This is a genomic window from Stenotrophomonas sp. P5_A9, from assembly GCF_056400525.1.
Genome location: NZ_JBFULC010000072.1, coordinates 1 through 18,610, shown reverse-complemented (window position 1 = coordinate 18,610; position 18,610 = coordinate 1). Strand labels below are relative to the sequence as shown.

The following is an 18,610-nucleotide window of genomic DNA, read 5'->3' as shown; positions in this document are numbered from 1 at the left end:
TCCGTGGCCTCGGCCCGCTTGCAACCGGTCAGGGTGAATCCTTCGATGGTGATGACAGGCGCTGAGGCGCTCTGGGCCATGAGGTCGGCCAAGGCCTGCCGGGCCTCCGCCGCGGACGGCTTGCCGCTGCAGGCGGTCAGCGTGAGGGCCGCCGCAGCGGCCAAAGTCCATGCTTTCATCGCTTCTATTCCTTTGGATGGGCTCTTCGGCCCTGGTGGTTAGCGGTCGCGGTTGCCATCGGGCTGGAACCCGGCGATCCACATGCGGCCATCCCTAAATGGGGTGAGGATCCCGCTGGGGCCGGGATGGAGGTCCGTGGTCTGGATGAAGCCAGAGACCCATGCCACCCGAAGGGCCACCTCAACGGCTCGGTCGGACACACCCGGGCGGCTTACGTTGACCACAAAGGGCTGGCTGGGCGGATTAGGACCGGTCGAGCGGCCGGCCCCGGTGTTGGGCTTGCCCGCAGGCACTCGAATGCCCGTCAGCGTGTCCCGCCCCTTCCAGAGGGCCGACGTGTTGAGCTCCGCTGTATCGCCCAGGTCATCCGTCTCCGTCAGTGGGGCATCGGAGCAGGTTCGGAAGCTCTCGGTGGTCGACGCAGTCGGGCTTGTCCAAATCCTGGCCTCAATGGTCCAACACGGCAGGGAAGCACCCCATTCCTGGATGGTCAGCGCCACCCTCGGCCAATCAAGCTTCCCAAGCTGAGCCTGTTGGTGGTTGTCCGCCCTGAAGAGGTTGGGCAGCTTGCCAGCTCCACTGAGAGGCGTGTAGGCGGCTCCCAAGCCGTTCGAGCGTCCAGGGGGCGCCCGGTTCGTGGGGGAGGAATTGACGCCGATGGCCTGCTGCCCGGCGTCCTTGAGGCTGGTCCCAAGCTGACGGAAGAAGCCGGGCTTGTTCGGAGCCGCCGGCACCTCTTCCTGGGCGAGGGCGGGGAGGGAGAAAGACAGTGCAAGGAGCGAGGCGACCGCTCCGTGTCGTGAGTGCTTCATATGCAGCCCCTGTAGACCGCCAACCCGGCGGCATTTACGATAATCGCAGATGTGCAACCGAGTTCCAACCGTCAAACTGAGAGGGAATTCAGCTGTGGTGCAAGTTTTCGGATGCCGCAACCCAAGACGCCCTCGACGATCTACGGCAAACGACTGCGCAGTGCGCGGATTGCTCGAGGCTGGACGCAGGCACAACTGGCCGAGCGCATTGGGATGGTGGACTCAGTCTCTGGGGCGACCCGAGTGAGCCGCTACGAGACCGGGCAGCACGACCCGGACCCGGCTACGTCTGAGGCGTTGGCAAAAGCGCTCGGTTTGCCGGTCGCGTATTTCCACGCGACATCAGACGTGTTGGCCGAGGTGATCTTGCTCGTGAGCAAGCTGCCGTTGGCCAAGCAAAGGGAGGCCCTCGAGAAGCTCAAGGAGTTTGCTGGCAAGACCAAGGGCTGAGGTTCGCCCGCTCGCGGCTTTTTGCAGCGGGATCGATTAAAAGGCTTGCGTCGTGACCCACCTCCCTCGGCCTTGCATACGGCTTGGGCGGGTGTTGCCTCAAGAAACCCCTAGGTGCCGCCGTTAGTCGATGAGGCGCCGGGGAACGGTCCCGCAAGAAGGGCATCGTCGGGCCCATGAGCGGTAGTCTTCAGTTCGTGGGCTGAGCGAAGTTGTATCTGTGACAATCAATAGGGAGCGTCGGATGGACATGGAAGCAAGAGCTGAAATATCGGGCTGGGGCAAGGCATACGCGAGAAACCCCGATTTCAAAGCGATCTTCGACGAGATGCACGAGGCCTTGGACGGATTGCCTCCGCCCCTTCACGCCAGAGGGCAAGAGCTTCCGTTCCCCCAGCTTCATCACGCATGCCTTGGCGCAGATCTGCACCTGGTGGCCGCCCTCTTGGATGCCGGTATTGCGGCCGACGCATACCCCTGCACCGAAGACGAAGACGACGAGCCGGCTTTGGTGTGGCTCGCTCGAGACGACCTCTTGAACACTGACGAAAAGATCAGGCTCGCGACCCTGTTGCTCGACCGCGGGGCGGACGTCAATGAAGGTGATCCGCTGGAACACGCCAAGGAGGCCGACCAGACGCAGTTCGTTGCTTTTCTGTTGAGCCGTGGAGCAGGGTGACCACGTGGTTGCTCAACTTTGCGCAGGAGCTGTTGTTGCTGTCTAGGGCGGGCTCCCTCCCAGATGAGCGGGCATTGCTGGCAGCGACGGTGAGGCTCTTGGACAGGCGCCTCGCACGTCATGCACAGGGGCGTTCAGCGGTAGCATCGCCGGAGGTGCTGGAGCTACCCGCATGGGCTTGCGGGCAGCAGCCAGCGGCCCCTGGCTTAACGATCCGCCCTCCTACGGCGATAGCTGACCACCCGATCGCGCCCCTCGCCCTTAGCCTTGTATAGGGCCTTGTCGGCCTGCCGAATGGCGTGGTCGGCGTCCTCGTGTGTTTCTGGGAAATGACTGACGCCCATGGAGACAGTGATGCTGCCGACGATGGGGAATGCGTGGTCGTGGATGCTTCTGCGGAGCCGCTCGGCGACGAACTCAGCGGTCTCAGCGCTCACGTCGGGCAACAGCAGCAAGAATTCCTCGCCCCCGATGCGACAGAGGACATCTTCTGCCCGGGAGTTCTGTCGCATCAGATCGGCCACACCCGCAATTACCCCGTCGCCTACCTCATGACCGTGGCGGTCATTGACCTTCTTGAAATGGTCAATGTCCAAGGCAATGATCGCAAACCGCGTTCCCGAGTTGGACAGAAAACCTAGCGCTCTTTCCAGACCCCGGCGGTTGAGCAAGCCGGTCAGTGGATCGGTCAGTACGGCCTGGTCCAGCCGACCAATTCGGTCGTTGAACGCATTGAAACTGATCAGCACGGCCTTCTGTAGTTCATCTGCTTCGTAATACCACGTATCAACCGCAGTCACGGTCAGAATCGCCTGAGACACATCGCTGTTCTGGGCCGTCGATGCCAGCTGCCACAATGGCCGTGAAATGCGCCGGGAAACCACCCAGATCAGCAGAAGCGAGAGGATGCCCAGAGGGGCGGCGTTGAGCAGCACAGTGTTCATCAGGCGTGTCAGCGGCCGCAGGGTAGCCTCGACGGGACGTTGAGAAACGATGCCCCAATGCACGGCTGGGATAGGCGCATACCCGGCCAACATATGCACCCCATGGCTGTTGATCGTGGGCATGGCACCGGCTTCTCCGCGAGAAACGGCCTTGACCACTTCATTTTTTAACGCCGATTCGCCCACCCGGTCAGGTTCGGGGTGATAGAGCAGCTTTCCGTCCTGGCCTACGACGTAAAGATACGACCCGTCCCGGTAGTAGTGCGTTCCAAGTAGGGTATGGAGCACGTTGGGCTCCTTCAAGTGGATGGACGCGCTGATGTAGCCTTGGTAGTCCCCAGACGGGTCAAAGATTGGTTGCGAGATGGTCAGGACTAACTTGCCGGTCGCAGAAACGTAGGGGTTGCTCACGAGCGGGGCGCGACTGGCGATCGCTAAGGAGTTGGCTAAGCTGGAAAGAACCTGGCCGTCGATCTGCGGTAGGGTCGGGGAAGATGCCGTCACTCGTCCTTGGTTGTCCACCACCACAACCGAGTTGAATGCATTTGTCTGGGATTGCAGTCGATGTGCCTCTGCGGAATCGACGCCACTGCCCATGCCTCCGGCTCCAATGGCCCGTGCGCTGTATTCCAGCTGCTGCTGGGTCGATACCAGAAAATTATGGGTGGTCTGCGCGAGCTTGTGGGCATAGACGCGGTTGGACTCAAGTGCGTTATTGATCAGCTGCTCGCGTTGGACCTGATACGCCGCAAACACCGCATTTGCCAACATGACCCCAGCTGAGAGAATGGCGAGCCCGACGATCAACCGTTGGAGATTAAGGTGTTTGGCGATCTTCCTCATATGTCCTGCGTCCCTTCGTACGATTCCATAATTGCCTCAGGCCAGCAGCACAAGATTCGGTGTTGAGGGCAGGGGCACCAGGCAAGGGGCGTCGGCTGCGTCCCTTGTCTAACTCAAGCCTACGATGACTGACAGGCGATGAACAAACGGCATTAACGGCAACGCCACTGACGCGATCTAGCCCTTAATGGTTAAGCGCACAGCGGTTGAGACCCCGGTGCAGGATCAGCCTTGCAAAAAAGTGCCGCACCCGCTGGTCACGACGGCCACCAATGGGGCGTCATTGCCTGAAACTCACCACGATCATCTGGGGGAGAACATCGTGGGCGGGCAATCCAGCGGCGCGCGGCCGGCCTCGGGTCTAAGTTGGATGACCCAAGGCAGTGTCGATCATTCCATCCAAGATGTAGACAGAGCGTGGAAAGGCGGTGAGGAGTTCATTCAAGAGTCAAGCACTGAGTCCAGTGGCGCGCGTCGGCTGGCGAGTTCTCGCGCATTTACGGGCCGGCCGAAGAACCACCCTTGGCCAATCGCCTGCGGGGCGAGGCTGCGGAGCATGGCCGCCTCGGCCGACGTTTCAATGCCCTCGATGGTCACGTCCAGGTTCAACTTGAGTGCTAGCTCATAAACGGCGGGAAGAACAGAACGAAGCGGAGAGTCGGTCGTAATGGCCCCCGTAAACAAACGATCAATCTTGATGCCATTGAAGCTCGTGCGAGCTAAGTGGGAGAAGTTCGAATGGCCCGTTCCGAAATCATCGATGAGGAATCGGAAGCCTGCCCCTTGAAGGAGCGCCATGTTTGTGAAAAATTCTGGCGTCACGATGTCGTTGCGTTCGGTCACTTCAAAACAGACTTGGAACGGCCTCAAATGCCGACTCTCAACTTGGCTCAGCGCGTAGTCGGGGAAGGAGCCATCTGCAATATCCTCCGGCTCAACGTTGATGCAGACGTAGAGCTCGGCATCCGGTAGAAGAACTCCTTCGATGTCATCAAGCGCGGTGGCGAGGACGTATCTTGAAAGCACAGGGCCAAAGCCATTGACTTGGGCGAGGGGCACAAAGATGTCCGGACCGATCTCCTCCTCGGGGGAGATATGCCACCTGGCGAGCGCCTCGAAGCCAACGGTGGATCCGTCGGATATCTTTCGAAGGGGCTGAAACACGATGGTCAACTCACCGCTTTCTATCGCACTCTGTAGGCGTTGCTCTAGGCTCCTTTTCAAGTTGCGATAGCGGATTGCCATCCACCCCAAGCACAGGCCGGTGACCAGTCCCAAGCCAGCGAAAGTCGAGAGCAGGTGGGAGGGCAACGACCACAGCGCGGTGCGCGGTGAAGTAACTGCTGCGCAGACTCCGACCGTGTCGCTGCAATAGCTGCGCTCAAGCGTGTCGTTTCGATGCCAGTCCCGTGCGTCAGCGACAGGTTCAACTGACCTAAACGTGTATTCGCCATTGGCTGTGGCGATCACAATGCGGCTGGTCCTGGACGGATCTACATTGTCAAATGCAGACGGGGAAGTCACCGTAGCGACGTTGCCCCGGACCACGATGTTCGTGGCGATGTAGGGGGAATGGAGCACGTCAGACGACCTCCAAATGCCGGCTCCGTTTCGCTGAAACCTGGGGGCAGGCAAGACCATGGGGGGCTCCAAGGCTCCCCATAGGGCCGTGCAGACGATTTGGCCGTCGCGAACCTTTCCCACGTCGCTCATGTAGCTGGAACTGAAGGCGATGGCTTTGAGGTTTCGCAGATCTGTGTCGGAGCAATCTTCTCCGCGCGTTGCCAAGGCTTGCTTGGCGGCTGCGGCGCTGCTGCGCGCGATCACTTCTGCCTGACCAACTGCCAGTCGGGCGGCCGCAGACGCGCGTTCGACGTCTTGCACGTAGAGAACCGCCTGCGCGATTACGAGAGTGGTCAACATCGTCAACCCGACGGCCGCTGCCAAAGCTAAGCCATCTTGGGTCCTGTTGCGTTTGCGCATCTGTTTGAGCCTTGGGAAGCAATGGCTGTGTTTGGAGGTGCTCGCCAACGCTGGTATTTGATAGCACTTTGCGCCGCCAGGTGGAAGGAGGGGCGCTCTCTTGAGTGTCAGGGAGTAGGGCGTCGCGGGTTGTGTCCGCCCGGTGCTTGAAGGCAGTGGGGATTGGCCGTAAGTTGGTGGTCGGCAGGCGGTGGCCTATTCAGGTTTTCTGCGGCGGCGAGAGACCGGCCACTGCTTTCGGGCCGCTTCACTGTGCCCCCAGCAGTAAAGTCAGGATCGCAGCATGAAGAATCCCTACGCAGGCAGCGACAAAGCAACGCTGTGTCAGAAGGCCCGTGAACGAGCGTCCGTTTTGCTGGAGGAGACCCATCCGGGTCCATTCGTGCCTGGACAACGAACCCCATACCTGACCCGGGAAGAAAAGCGGCTGAGGCTCTTGGATACTGCTCAGCTACTGAAGTGCCTTGCGGCAAGGCTACTTGGGGGACGAGGCCGTGGCGGGCGGCCCACGGCAATGGTTTCTCTCAGGCAGGTTGACCCTGGTTGAAGCCCATCAGGCAGAGTTGGATCGCAAGTCACGTGCCGCCCGCCTTGAATCGCTAATGGACGCAACTGACTTCATCTTGGGGGTGGGTGGGCGGGCATGGATAAGCGAGCGCGACCACTCCCGGCGCAGTCGCTATGACCTGGCCTTGGAGAGCGATCAAGGTTTGATGGTAGTTTTGGCGGCACTGCAGGGACTGAGGAAGGGTCCTTCCGAGGGCAGCACAGGAGGGGCTGCCTCGGCGCCGGAAGCGGTGGAAACAGAAGGTCACGAGGCAGGGGGATGAGTCGCCCCACCGAAAGCGGTGTTATCGAGTATGGAGACGCTCACGGCCTCTGTACTCCCGCGATCGGACTATTGCCGTTCATCCCCGGTCTCCCTTTGGATCAGCTATGACCCCCAGTGCCCGCTCCGCGATGGCTCATTGGGCTTCTACGCCCATGTTCCTGGACCTCACCGTCGGGATAGCCGCAGAGCAGATGCAGGAGATCCTCCCGCATTATCCGCATCCGTCGGATCAGCCCATCGCCATCTGCGTCAACGGTTACCGCTGGTTTGGAAGTGAAATGGAAGCGCTAGCCGATGCCATCCATCGGGCTGCCCGTCGGCCTCACCTCCATCATTTGTCCTTGGCTGAGGCAGAGTGGGAGGTTGAAAGAAACAAAGAAGGGTTGTGGGCAGTCCCCGGACGATGTTCGCCAAAGAGCCGCAACGAGCGTGTTCTCGACAGCTTGGGAACCGACACAGCCCTCTTTCGGACCACGGACTCGGCGACCGCCTAGCTGACGATGCAGGTTGGAGCGGGCTAGCGTCTGCCCTGATGGGTAATGGAACGTGGAATCCGAACGCCGACTGAGGCGACCAAGATGTCAAACCGGGCCCATCGGAAGGGTCTTCCGAAAGTGACGTTGGTGCTCGGCGCCGCTAAAAACCCAGGCGATGCGCGTCACATTTTTGAAGGGAATCGCCCGCTGGACGGGGTGAGAAGCGCCATGCCGTCTGGCATACTCCCGCCGCCGGAAAGGGGGGGCATGCGAGTGAACATCAAGAAGAAGGTTAGAGCGGTGGGTGAAGCTTCCTATCACCCGTGGCCAGAGCTGAACCACGCTGCCCGGGTTCTGAGACGGGCAGCCCGCGAACAGGGCGCATCCAAGCTGCACGTGGTTACCGGCGCCGTCGTTCTGACGGCTTTCGCGGTCGAGGCGTTCTGCCAGACCCTGGGACCGGATTTGTTCCCCGACCGCTGGGCTTCGGGCGCTAAGCCCCTTGTGGAGAAGGCCGTGCTCCGCAAGCTGGAACTGATTGGCCACGAGGTTGGGGTGGACGTGGACTACAACCAAGAGCCGTGGATACACGTCAACGCATTGTTCGAGGCCAAGCGCCAGCTCCTGACTCCAAGCTCAAGCCCAGTCCCGCTGGATGAGGACGTGTCTGTGGATGAGGACGCAGATCCTAGGTTTGATGTCCACGCGGCAGTGCAGCGGCACTTTAGACCACTCCACAACTTAGTTCAGCTGGAGAAGGTGGCGGCGGAGGTGAACAAAGGCTTGCTTAACATCTGGGACGCCGCCGGCGGGGCGGAGGCCGTGCTCGATGTGTTGGGACACACTTCTTGGGCGATACAATCGGCTGAGTGACGTGCTGGGCCCAGGGGTGGGGCCGGCCCAATTAGGTGTGGAGGGTGGCTTGGGGACAGATCAATCGGATGACCGGTTCTATTCCGTTCGTTTGGCGACGGAGGACACAGGGTATTTGGCCGAGGTTTGGCAAGACGCCCCTGATCGATGGGTGCTGCTTGCCGTTACTCCGGATGCAGGCCGCGCTCTTCTGGACTTGAGGCGCCCGTTTCCGTCTTTGAAAGACGCGCTTTTGGCAGCCGAGGCTCTCGCGGGGCACGCCATACGGGCTGCGCGGCAAAGCACCAAAGGAAATGACCGGTAGCTTGGCGACTGATCATTTGCGCAGTGCGGTGCCATTCGCCTGCCCTGACCATCCTCCGCCAGTCGTTTTCCATACTTATGACGTTGGACAGGTGTCTCACTCTCCGCCATGCAGAGTCGCCGCCGCTCTAGGGGCTTGATCCCACTGACTGGGTTGCTGGATATGGAAGAACGCCGCCCTTGGGCAATTGTGCTTCTCCTATCGAGGGCCAGCCTCTGGTTGATCAGTCGGTTGAACAGCAGGGCGCAGGCGCCGTATCCACTTCTCGAAAGCAAGCAGAAAATTGCTGAGACGTAGCTCCATTGAACCGTCCAAATTGCCCTGGCGGACATCGAACGAGCGCGGGGCGTCTGCGATGAAGAGCTGGGGCGTCGGCATCGTTAAGGCACCCACGGCCGTCAGGGCGTGCCGCAGCTGTGCTTGTGCCAAGCGGGTGCCCCAAGGCCCTACGGTCGCTCCTGTTATGGCCACAGGCTTTCCCGCGAAGGCTGGACCGGCTGCGCCGCTCCGGGAAAGCCAGTCGATGGTGTTCTTCAGGACGCCTGGCAGAGACTGGTTGTACTCGGGCGTGGCTATGAGTATCGCGTCAGCTGCCGCGATGGCCGCGCGCAAACGAGCAACCCCGCCTAGTCCGCGTTCCCCCGTGGCCTCTAGATCCTCGTCAAACATAGGAATGTCGGCAATGGTGTCGTGCACCTTCAAGATCATCTGAGGCGGTGCCATCTGGGCGGCCGCATTCAAGAGTTGTCGGTTGTAGCTGTCCCGTCTCAGACTGCCAGCAACAGCGAGGACGTGGATTGAAGTAGCGGGGTATGCCATGGGGTGGCTCCTTGGGTATCAAAGCAAAAGAAGGGCCGCAGCCGTGATCAACGCAGCGCCCATCGCTCGGTCGAATCGACGCTGCGATTCAGGTGTGCGCAGAATCCCGGCAAGACGGCGACCTGCTACCGCCCACAAGAGCAGGCATGCGGTGGGAATCACCACAAAGATGGGCGCCAGCCAGGCAAACGTCATTGCCCCACCCATTGGTGGAAACGCGGCAACGAGGGACAGAACCATCACCCAGCTTTTGGGGTTCAAGAACTGGAACACAAACACGCCATAGAACCCAGCTGGCAGGGGAGAGTCTTTGCCTGGGCTCGCCGAGCCACGCATCATTGTGAGTCCTAGCCAAGCTAGGTAGGTGGCGCCCGCAATGGCGACACCCAAACGAAAATGAGGCGTCGTTAGCACGGCAGAACCCGCCGCAATGGTGCCTGCCAGCATCGCGATTCCCCCGCAGACAACGCCACCAATGGCCGGCCAGGGGCGGGAGCCGTCCCCAGCCGCTGCTGCCCGAAGCACCACGATATTATTCGGCCCCGGGCTTAATGCAGCCACGAATACCACGCCCGCAGCACCGGCGAATGAGTTGAAGATCATAGGGTTGCGCCTTCATCTGATACCCCCATTCTTGAGCCAGATACTGGTGCGCGCCTGCACCGACCTGGTCTATTCTTTAGGCCATGGACCGCTTGCCTCTCAATGCCCTTCGCGCGTTCGCTCTGGCATGTGCCCACGGTGGTGTGCGGGCGGCGCTCGCGAACTGGGCGTTTCCCATTCCTCCGTCAGTCGTTACCTCGCCGAGCTCGAGGCTTGGATGGGCATACCACTTGTTGAGCGCGATTCCGGGTCCTGGGCCCCTACGCCCCAAGGCGCGCAACTGGCTAGCGGTCTGCAAACCCAGCTGCTGGAGATGGCCAACGCCGTCGAGGCGGCCCGCGAGGCGAACTCCGTCTGTTCAGTGACAGTGGGCGTCGCGCCGTCCTTTGCCACCCGGTGGCTGCTTCCCCGGCTGCCTTCCCTTGCGCGAGCGCATCCAAGAGTGGAGTTGTCCGTGCTGGTCAATCAGCGCGTGGACAACTCGTTCCAGGACGTGGACTTGGCGATCCGCATGGGTAGAGGCCCTTGGCCTGGATTGCAATGCGAGCCCCTTATGGATGAATTGCTTTATCCGGTTGTGAGCCCGACGATCTGGAGCAATCAGTCGCAATCTGGAGAACGATTTCCTGATTAAGATGAACCTGCTTCATGACCGGGATCCTTCCGCAAGCTGGGAGCAGTGGCGTCGCACATATGGTCCCTCAACCTTGTCACTGGCCAGCGGGCCTCGACTTGCCTCTTCCGATCTTGTGCTTCGCTCAGCCGAGCTGGGTCATGGGGTGGCCCTTGCCCGCAGTCGATTGGCTGAGGCTTCAGTGAAGGAAGGAACCCTCTTCAGGCCCTTTGGCTCGAAGGAAGTGCCTGTCCCCAATGCCTATTGGATTGTCCGTCCCAACCTGTCGGTTGACGCACGGGCACGCCGCCATGCCATTACCACTGTGGTTGCTTGGCTCAAGGAACAGGCCGCGTGAGATGGGGCGCTGCGAGGGGAGCAGCACTGGTTGTGCCTTGACGCCGCTGTCATGAGGCGTTGACGACGCCTTGGCGATCACTGTGGATACTCCGGCCAAAGACCCCCCAGAGACAGCCCCGATGGCCAGCAGCAATCCGGCTCCCGAAGTTGTGCGCATTGAAGTGATGGACTTGGACGCTGGCGAAGTGGCCGTTGTTGCCCAGCTCGACCAACAACCGCCAACCGAGTGGGTGGAGGGCCTTTGCCGTATCGTCGATTCGACGCCGGGCATGGAGGAGGTCGCCGTGCGTTTGGACGGGTATTGGCTTTTCTTCGTGGGCTTTGGGGCAGGCAGCGGCTCCGCCATTCACCACCGTGTGGCGCAACTGATCGCCTCCGCAAGAGACCTTGGTCGCGGCCCGCGGCCAGCTAAGAAGCCGAGAGCGGCCAGCAAAAAGGAAACGCCGACACCCATTGCGGATCAGCGTTACACGGAAGGTGCTGCGATACATGCGTTGCAGGTGTAGGTTTGGTCGCTGCCGCAAAAGGTTCACGACGGAAACGAATCCAACTTCTCGTCGGGTAGGGTTCCTAAGAATTCACGGAGGCCTTGTCCTCGCTCTCTCCGGTTCCGCGGTCACTGAAAACCTGAAGTAGCGCTTCGGCATTGAGGGGGCGGGAGAGGAGATATCCTTGGATCTGATCGCATCCATGCTCCTGCAGAAAGCGGAGTTGAGCCGGTGTCTCTACACCTTCTGCCACAGTGTGGTAGCCGAGCTCGCGAGCTAGGTTAATGATCGCCAGGACCTTGGGCTTGGCCTTGGGATCGGTCTCCAGATTGTCGATCAGGGACTTATCCATCTTAATGGTGTCGATCGGCAGGTCAGACAAGTAGCCGAAATTGCTGTAGCCGCTCCCGAAGTCGTCAATCGCAATTTTGATGCCGGCATCGGCCATTGCTCTGATCTGACGCCCGGCGACCGAGTCGGCGCGTAGCCACTCGCCCTCCGTAATTTCAATTTCAATGCAGTCAAAGGGCAGGCGGCGCGCCTCAAGCATTGAACGAAGTCTTGTCCAAGCGTCTTCAGAGGAAAGGTCAGCGCCGGACAGATTGATGGAGAGGGCTAAATAGTGACGTGCGGCGCGCCACGCGACCAGTTGATCCAGCGCAGCATCGAGCACCCACGGGGTGACAGCCTCCATCAAAGCGGTCCGCTCAAATATCGGGATGAACTCTCCTGGGCTCACAGGCCCCAAGCGGGGGTGCGTCCAGCGAAGCAAGGCCTCCGCCGACACCGGCTGAAGGTCACAGGCGCGGTAGCGCGGTTGATATTGCAAATAAAACTCGTCCTTCCGGAGCCCGCGCTCTGCGTCAGCGGCCAAACGGTATCCCCGACGCATGCGATCGTCGCGCTCCTCGGAATACCAGGCGAAGGGCTGCCGCGCTTCGAAGGATTCATGCAGCCCGATCAATACCTTACGAATCACATCGTCACCGGTGTCCGCGCCCAGAGTCACAGCGCAGATTCCCGCGTAGAAGCGCGGAGACATCGGAACTGCCGCTGCCATCAATGGCCGGGACATGCGCTGGCGAAGCTCGTTCACCAGCGCTTCCAATTCCTTTGGACTGGGTAGGTCGACCAAGAACGCAAAGCGTGTCACACCGACGTGGTAAACGTCCGCCAAACCTTCCAGCGCTAACTTCAGCCGGACGCCTGCTCGACGAATCAAGACCTCCAGCGGCCGCATGCCGAGGGCTTGGCCGGCCTCATTGGCGCGAGGGATATCAAACACGTCCAAAAGAACCGCGAACATTCGCCGGCCGCTGTGCCTCTCCGCCAAGCCGGCATAGTCAATCTGGAACTGGTGTCGATTCGGAATTCCACTGACCGGTTCCAGGCGGCCGGACATGTTTCTCAGCTCAAGTTGCGCAATCACCAACTGGGCCAAAGTGGACAGCTGGGCGCGCTCTGGCTCTGAGAACTCGCGCACCTTTGTGTCCATGATGCACATGGCGCCTATAGCGACACCGTTCTTCGCCACAAGGGGCGCTCCGGCATAAAACAGCAGGTGGGGCGGAGCGACGACCAATGGGTTGTTCTCAAAGCGCGGGTCCTCCCGAAGATCCGGGACGACCATCACCTCGTTGCAGGCGATCGCATGGGCGCAGATGGAGAACCTTATATCCGTCTCACCGACCGGCAAGCCGATTCGGGAAATAAATCGCTGCTTGTCGTCTCCGACAATTGAGACGAACGCCACTGGAGCATTGAAGGCGAAGGCGGCCAGCGAGGTGATGCGATCCAAGGATGGCCCGGACTCCGAGTCCAAAACATGCATCGCTCCCAAAACCGCCATCCGTTCCTGAGCTTCGGTGATAGGCACATTCATAGCAACTGCGCGGCAACCATTCGACGGTAAGTTAGCTCTATATCATTAATTCGAACCACAGCCCATGAAATCCTGATGAGTTGGGCCCAACCCCGCTGGTTCTGATGACTACCGTGTCGCTTCGTCCTGGAGCGCCACGTCCGGCACCGGTTCGGCTGCTCCACACTTTGGGCAACAAACGATGGTTGCGCCCTCTCGACGGTCGAGGCCGTCCGCCCCGGTCAGCACTGCCACCCAGCGACCGTGGCAGGACAGACACTCGATGTCCATGCTTTCAGCCCCAGGCCATACGGGCTGCTCAGCAACTGCACTGGTCGTCAAACGCTTGGCCTCGGTGACATTGGTGATGATGAATCTTTCAGTGACAAGCACGTCGGCATCTCCTCTATCTGTGCATCGTGGCGCTCAGCCCTCAAGCAATGGGCACCCTAGCCATGATCAACCTTTCACGGGCCCGATCAATCCGATGAGGGCTTCTATGTGAACAATTCAGCGTTCCATTCGCCGGCAGCGGACTCCGCTCCGTTGGCCGAAGTCGCTGAGATATCATAGCGGGAATGACCGACAGCCCGCCTATTTACGCCTTGGCCTACGCCAGCCGCTCCTCTTCAAATCTCGACAATTCGGATTTGGAAGAGATCCTCGTCGACGCGTCGGCCCAAAATCGAATGGCGGATGTGACGGGGGTGCTGCTCTACGACGGCACAACTTTTCTCCAATACCTGGAAGGCCCCGAGGAGGGAGTTGCCTCGGTTTTTGACCGCATCAAGCAGTCCAAGCGGCATGCGGATATCCGGGTGCTCACCAGTGGTGAAGTGCCAGAACGCTACTTCTGGAACTGGTCGATGGCTTGCCAGCATGCCGACGCGTCCATGATCCAGAAGATAGAAGCCGCACGCTGGAGCGAGCGCAGTCACCCCTTCTTGGAAGAAGATGCTGAGCACAACCCAGGCCTGCGTCTGCTGGCCGAGTTCTGGTCGGTCCAGGCCCCTCCGACAACGTAAAGGCCCATCCCGCTCGGATGGTGAACGAGTTAGGAAGGTGCGCGGCCTGTCTAGGTGTGCACCTGTCAGGCTACGGAAACCTAACTGATAGCAACGTAGGGTTTGCCCATCGGCTTCATGGTGATGCCGAACACGGAGAATGATCATGGGCAATCAGAATCAGCAGAGTCCGAATCCCGGCCAGAACCAACCGGGTCAGCAGAACCAGCCGGGGCAGCAGGGGCAGCAGGATCGCGATACCCAGCGCCAGGGTCAACAGCAGCAGGACCAGAACGGCAAGCGCGAGCGGTCCGGTCAGCAGGGTGGCAAGGACGAGGAAGAGTAAGCTTCCCAAGCGTTGACGAGCCAAGGGCTCGGCCGTCCAGGCCGAGCCTTTTCTGTATCAGGGAACGCTCAAGTCAGAATTCCGTCTTCCCGGGCCACTCGAACCATCTCCAGCGAGTTGCCCACATTCAGTTGACGCATGATGGCGCGTTTGTGGGATTCCACCGTGCGCGTGGAAAGATGAAGCTTCTGCGCGACATCTTGGGCCCTCATGCCCAAAGCCACGTGCTCCAGGACCTGCAATTGCTTGGCGGTCAGCATCGCCTGCCGTCTCTTGGGGGCTGCAGCTTCCGCTTCCGCCTGCGAGGCAAGAAAGCTGGCTGCTACATACGTGCATCCGTCCATGATGCAATCGATCGCGCGAAACAGCTCTTGGCTGCTACAGCGTCTGTGTAGAAATCCCTTCGCGCCGGCGGCTATCGCGTGGGTCACAGTGTCCGGGCCGGCCTCTGCTGGGAGAAAGATGAAGGCCGGCGCCCCCTCCTGCTGCAGCGTCCCCTCCATCAGAGCTATGCAACTTGCGCCAGGCAAGTAGAGATCGGCTATCACCAAGGTCGGGCGGACTTGGCTGACAAGCTCTTGGAAGCGCGCCGCCGTTGAAGCAATCCAGATGCGTGAGAACCGGCTTTCCAGTAGCTTTGCGGTCCCCTCCGCCACGAGTGTGTGCCCGTCGACCAGCAGAAGACTACCGAACTGCTTACGCTCCGGCGGGTTACAAACCATATCCACTGCAGCGTTCCTCGGTCGGGGGGATCCAAGCTAGCAGACCCGGTGACTACGGGGAAAGGGCATGGGACGGGCATTCGTGCTTGGCAGCTAGACGGGGGCCGGCGGGGTGGGCGCTGTGCTGGGCATCTCGGCTAGCAACCACAACAAGAAGGCGCCCTGTTCGAGAGTAGGGCGAATTTTTTGACCTGATCGGGCCCGCGACTCAAGCTCATCCAAGAACGCCGTGCCAGACGCGAAGTCAGTCACGGAGGGAGTCAAAAGTTCAGCCGCCGTCGCCAGCTCTGCGAGGTCAAGTGAGGCGTCGTCGCAGACGAGGGAGATCAGCGTGGTCTTGCCCAAGGCGGTAAGCCCGTGCTCTGGCGGTTTGGCAATCATTACCCATACAAATCCTGCATCCACGAGCTCAGCCGCCCGCGAAGGGGAGGGGCGAAAACCCTGTGCCACCATGCTCAGGTCCGCCATTAGGCCAAGGCTTTTTTCTTCTAACGCCAACTGCAAGCTCCCGTGTCGTATGGAAAATGTGCCACCTACTGCGGCCGCCATCAAGCGCATCGTTAATTAACGTCTACAAATCTCTTCGTGGGTAGGAGAGGTTCTTTCCCAGCGAGTCGGCGACACTTCTCAGTGCAAGCCAGCATTGGTCGCGCGGGCAGGGCATCTTGGGCTGCGGCTGAAGGACTCTAACCGAGGTAGCGATCTATCGGAACCACCTTTGCTGCCTGAGAGTCCTCCAGCAGTTGCAGCGCTCTTGCCTTCCTTGCTCCGATGCCCGCGATTGCCTCTGGAACGACAACCGTCTCGTATTCCCGGGAGTTGCTGTCAAAGCAAGTTGAGGCAATGCAGGAGTCTGCGGCCATCCCGCACACCACCAATTGATTGCATCCCAGCTTTGCGAGAAGGGCAGCTAAGGGGGTTGCCAGGAACGCGGAGTGCTTGGGCTTCAGAACGAAGTAATCATCAAGAGCAGGGCGAAGCAGAGTTGCAATCTTCGCCGAGACGCCGTCCGCAGCCAAGCATTCTTGAACTAACTCCTTGAAGTCCATCTGCCAGTTTGCAAAGTTATCATTGGCGTAAATCACCGGATCGCCCTCGGCTTTGAAGTGCTGCCGGAGGCGGGCGACGGCCTTTGAAGCATTCAGCGCGCTGCTCGCAATCAAGTCGGCCTCCGGGAAGTCAAATCGACTGAACATGTCAACGATGAGCAGGGCGGGCGTCGTTTTCTTCATGCGTGGCTCCCGGAATTGCTCAATCGCCCGTTTGGCTGTGGGGGGCAGCCATAGGCTTAGACTGAGGTGAATCCTTTTGGCGAAGGAAAATTGTCAGTATCACCAGTGACAGCACTGCCAAGAACTCACTCTGCCAATTCTGGAACGACTCAAACCAGAAGCTGCTGCTCCACAAGTGTTCCCAGCACGTGGGAGGCGGAAGTCCTTTGAAGGCCATCTCGTCGACTTCAGCGCGCCAGCTGCCGGCCAAGTGGAGAGAGAAGCTCATGAAGAAAAGGAGCCCGAAAGCAATAGCTAAGGAATGCCCATAGAGAGCCTTCCACACTCCCCCGCGTCGCACGGGCCATGGCGTGGGCCCGTCTTCAACACGCTCTTCTTCCTCATCGGGAGAGAGGGGCCTGGACTCTGCCGACCCCTTCTGGCGAAGGGTTACGGTCAAAAGGACATACATCCCCATCTGCAAGAACTCACTTTCCCAATTCTCGAAGGTGGCGCTAACGAAGTGACCGCTGTGGAGGTACTCCCATAGCCCCAACAGGGGCCTATGTGCTTCCTTGRGCTCTTCATTGTGTGTCAAGAACCCGGTCCAGATCTGTCCCAACAAGAAGCAGATCAGTAATAGGAACAGGACTATCGATAAGCCGTTTCTTTTCCACATGGCCAGTAGTGCCTAATGTTGTGCGTCTGCCAGACCGTGGGGAGGTTTGGAGCCGATGGAACAGGGGGCTGAACGAAAAGGCGACACCTCAGCGTCGCCTTTTTTCTAATCAACCTGCAAAGCCTGGCGTTCCTCCAGAGCTGCCAACGTCACCGAAGTTCGGCTGGGTGCTTCCCGACGGATCGGGAGCACTCCCCGACCCGGTTTCGCTGCCCTTGACGCCCTGGCCAGGGCTAGGGCGGTCCCCAATTGAGCGCTGAGCGTCGGAGGAGCCCGAGGTGCTGTCGTCCACCGGGGGTTTGGCGGGCACAAATGGTGAAATGGGGTCACTCGCCGGGAACGTTTCTTCCAGTGCTTCTTCATGGTTGCGTTGCGTGCGCGCCTCTCGGGCTCGTTGCTCCGCGGGCGACTCTTTGGCGTTGTTTTCCCCCGGAAGGGGTGGGTCTTTCTGATCTCTTTCCATGACTGACTCCAAAAGGGGGCAGACAAAAAATCGCCATCGCAGCATTGCGACGGCGTCCAGAACTATGCGACTGCTGCAGCATTGCCGCCGGATTGGGCCAACAGGGTGAGCTTCTCGTCGGTGGCCTTCTCTTCTTCAAGTGTCTCTAGAAGAAGCGGAACAGCGGCCTTGTAACCCAACTGCTTGGCCAAGGCTGCGATGGTTCCGTAGCAGGCAATTTCGTAATGTTCGACCTTCTGCGCCCCACCGATCAACGCAGAGTCACGGACTGGTCCCTCTTCGATGCTGTCGATCGCCTCTTTGCCCTCCTCTACCAATCCCTCCATCGCGGCGCATTTGATGYGCTTGAGCCGGATTCCCAGAAGTTCGACAACCCGGTCGATGCGCTCGATCTGGCCTTGGGTCTCCTCCAAATGGGTCTCGAAAGCGGTGGCGAGTTCTGGGTTGGACGCAGCCCGGGCCAAGCGAGGCAGAGCTTTGGTGAGCTGTTTTTCAGCGCTGTAGATGTCAGACAGCTCGTGGATGAAGAGGTCTTCGGCAGTCTTGATCGCCATGTCTGCGTTCCTACGGATGGGTGGGTGTTAGACGCTATGCTTCGTGGTGTTAGTTTTCATCTGGTTATCGTGAAGCTGGGCTACACACCAGCCGGCTCCTCCGTTTCTTCATCGCAGGCCCCGGGCATGCATCGGTCCTTCTTGGCCTTCAAGTGCGCGGCGGTCTTAGCGAGCTGTTCGTAACGCAGGCGGATCTCTTCCAGCCGGYCCTGATCCATTTGTTCAAGGTTGAGCAGTTCGTCATTGGCGTTATGAGTGACGCGAATCAACTCGTCGAGTTTGATGTGAATTGCTGCGGTGTCGGCGTTTTGGGTGTGTTGTATCAGGAACACCATCAGGAAGGTGAYGATCGTCGTGCCCGTATTGATGACCAACTGCCAAGTGTTGTTGAAACGAAACAGCGGGCCGCTTCCTGCCCAGACGATGACAACGCCCAAAGCAGCGACAAAGGCGCTCAGCGAACCAGAAGCCTTGGAAACGCTGCAGGCGATCCGGTTAAAAAAGACGTTTC

The 18,610-nt window shown here is 59.9% G+C and carries 19 protein-coding genes; 8 read left to right on the top strand and 11 right to left on the bottom strand.

Annotation, left to right across the window (positions count from 1 at the left end):
* Window positions 1–218: 218 nt before the first annotated feature.
* A complete protein-coding gene (locus tag AC1DR7_RS17725) occupies window positions 219–992 on the bottom strand; it encodes a hypothetical protein (RefSeq protein WP_457319937.1) in 774 nt (257 codons plus the stop codon).
* A gap of 111 nt (window positions 993–1,103) precedes the next feature.
* On the opposite strand from AC1DR7_RS17725, the gene AC1DR7_RS17720 reads away from it, so the two are divergent.
* On the top strand, window positions 1,104–1,442 hold the full coding sequence (locus AC1DR7_RS17720) for a helix-turn-helix domain-containing protein (RefSeq protein WP_088434121.1): 339 nt from the start codon (window positions 1,104–1,106) through the stop codon (window positions 1,440–1,442).
* A 244-nt stretch (window positions 1,443–1,686) separates the two neighbouring features.
* The gene (locus tag AC1DR7_RS17715; protein ID WP_457319939.1) at window positions 1,687–2,121 is read left to right on the top strand and encodes a hypothetical protein; all 435 of its coding nucleotides are present in this window, start codon (window positions 1,687–1,689) and stop codon (window positions 2,119–2,121) included.
* Window positions 2,122–2,327: 206 nt separating this feature from the next.
* Here AC1DR7_RS17715 and AC1DR7_RS17710 read toward each other — a convergent pair whose 3' ends face one another.
* Both AC1DR7_RS17710 and AC1DR7_RS17705 read right to left on the bottom strand, forming a co-directional pair.
* Window positions 2,328–3,908, bottom strand: a complete 1,581-nt coding sequence (locus AC1DR7_RS17710; RefSeq protein ID WP_478052205.1) for a sensor domain-containing diguanylate cyclase — start codon at window positions 3,906–3,908, stop codon at window positions 2,328–2,330.
* A gap of 441 nt (window positions 3,909–4,349) precedes the next feature.
* Complete coding sequence (locus tag AC1DR7_RS17705; protein ID WP_457321300.1) at window positions 4,350–5,891, bottom strand: EAL domain-containing protein; 1,542 nt, start codon at window positions 5,889–5,891, stop codon at window positions 4,350–4,352.
* A 1,575-nt stretch (window positions 5,892–7,466) separates the two neighbouring features.
* Between AC1DR7_RS17705 and AC1DR7_RS17700 the strand changes: the two genes are divergently transcribed.
* Window positions 7,467–8,072, top strand: a complete 606-nt coding sequence (locus tag AC1DR7_RS17700) for a hypothetical protein (protein ID WP_478076588.1) — start codon at window positions 7,467–7,469, stop codon at window positions 8,070–8,072.
* A 502-nt stretch (window positions 8,073–8,574) separates the two neighbouring features.
* Here the strand turns inward: AC1DR7_RS17700 and AC1DR7_RS17695 are convergent.
* Together AC1DR7_RS17695 and AC1DR7_RS17690 are read right to left on the bottom strand one after the other, a co-directional pair.
* A complete protein-coding gene (locus tag AC1DR7_RS17695; protein WP_478053071.1) occupies window positions 8,575–9,195 on the bottom strand; it encodes an NADPH-dependent FMN reductase in 621 nt (206 codons plus the stop codon).
* Window positions 9,196–9,213: 18 nt separating this feature from the next.
* On the bottom strand, window positions 9,214–9,798 hold the full coding sequence (locus AC1DR7_RS17690) for a LysE family translocator (protein ID WP_457322007.1): 585 nt from the start codon (window positions 9,796–9,798) through the stop codon (window positions 9,214–9,216).
* Window positions 9,799–9,925: 127 nt separating this feature from the next.
* Between AC1DR7_RS17690 and AC1DR7_RS17685 the strand changes: the two genes are divergently transcribed.
* From AC1DR7_RS17685 to AC1DR7_RS17675, 3 genes are all read left to right on the top strand, one after another.
* Window positions 9,926–10,432 (top strand): LysR substrate-binding domain-containing protein, encoded by a 507-nt coding sequence (locus AC1DR7_RS17685; protein WP_478076590.1) that lies wholly within the window; start codon window positions 9,926–9,928, stop codon window positions 10,430–10,432.
* A gap of 1 nt (window position 10,433) precedes the next feature.
* The gene (locus tag AC1DR7_RS17680; protein ID WP_478052452.1) at window positions 10,434–10,769 is read left to right on the top strand and encodes a type 2 periplasmic-binding domain-containing protein; all 336 of its coding nucleotides are present in this window, start codon (window positions 10,434–10,436) and stop codon (window positions 10,767–10,769) included.
* A 121-nt stretch (window positions 10,770–10,890) separates the two neighbouring features.
* On the top strand, window positions 10,891–11,277 hold the full coding sequence (locus AC1DR7_RS17675) for a hypothetical protein (RefSeq protein WP_457321421.1): 387 nt from the start codon (window positions 10,891–10,893) through the stop codon (window positions 11,275–11,277).
* A gap of 64 nt (window positions 11,278–11,341) precedes the next feature.
* On the opposite strand, the gene AC1DR7_RS17670 is transcribed toward AC1DR7_RS17675, so the two are convergent.
* Entirely contained in the window at window positions 11,342–13,141 is a 1,800-nt protein-coding gene (locus AC1DR7_RS17670; protein WP_478076587.1) for a sensor domain-containing phosphodiesterase, read from the bottom strand.
* 557 nt (window positions 13,142–13,698) lie between these two features.
* Here AC1DR7_RS17670 and AC1DR7_RS17665 point away from each other — a divergent pair.
* Together AC1DR7_RS17665 and AC1DR7_RS17660 are read left to right on the top strand one after the other, a co-directional pair.
* Window positions 13,699–14,145 (top strand): BLUF domain-containing protein, encoded by a 447-nt coding sequence (locus tag AC1DR7_RS17665; RefSeq protein WP_088434337.1) that lies wholly within the window; start codon window positions 13,699–13,701, stop codon window positions 14,143–14,145.
* 145 nt (window positions 14,146–14,290) lie between these two features.
* A complete protein-coding gene (locus AC1DR7_RS17660; protein WP_210433878.1) occupies window positions 14,291–14,470 on the top strand; it encodes a hypothetical protein in 180 nt (59 codons plus the stop codon).
* Between the two features lie 68 nt (window positions 14,471–14,538).
* Here AC1DR7_RS17660 and AC1DR7_RS17655 read toward each other — a convergent pair whose 3' ends face one another.
* From AC1DR7_RS17655 to AC1DR7_RS17635, 5 genes are all read right to left on the bottom strand, one after another.
* Complete coding sequence (locus AC1DR7_RS17655; RefSeq protein ID WP_293980153.1) at window positions 14,539–15,192, bottom strand: LuxR C-terminal-related transcriptional regulator; 654 nt, start codon at window positions 15,190–15,192, stop codon at window positions 14,539–14,541.
* Window positions 15,193–15,878: 686 nt separating this feature from the next.
* Complete coding sequence (locus AC1DR7_RS17650) at window positions 15,879–16,424, bottom strand: cysteine hydrolase family protein (protein ID WP_478076586.1); 546 nt, start codon at window positions 16,422–16,424, stop codon at window positions 15,879–15,881.
* Between the two features lie 19 nt (window positions 16,425–16,443).
* Window positions 16,444–17,082 (bottom strand): DUF6766 family protein, encoded by a 639-nt coding sequence (locus AC1DR7_RS17645; protein ID WP_478076585.1) that lies wholly within the window; start codon window positions 17,080–17,082, stop codon window positions 16,444–16,446.
* Between the two features lie 525 nt (window positions 17,083–17,607).
* The gene (locus AC1DR7_RS17640) at window positions 17,608–18,099 is read right to left on the bottom strand and encodes a YciE/YciF ferroxidase family protein (RefSeq protein WP_478076584.1); all 492 of its coding nucleotides are present in this window, start codon (window positions 18,097–18,099) and stop codon (window positions 17,608–17,610) included.
* An 80-nt stretch (window positions 18,100–18,179) separates the two neighbouring features.
* The gene (locus AC1DR7_RS17635) at window positions 18,180–18,590 is read right to left on the bottom strand and encodes a low affinity iron permease family protein (RefSeq protein WP_478076589.1); all 411 of its coding nucleotides are present in this window, start codon (window positions 18,588–18,590) and stop codon (window positions 18,180–18,182) included.
* Between the last annotated feature and the right edge of the window lie 20 nt (window positions 18,591–18,610).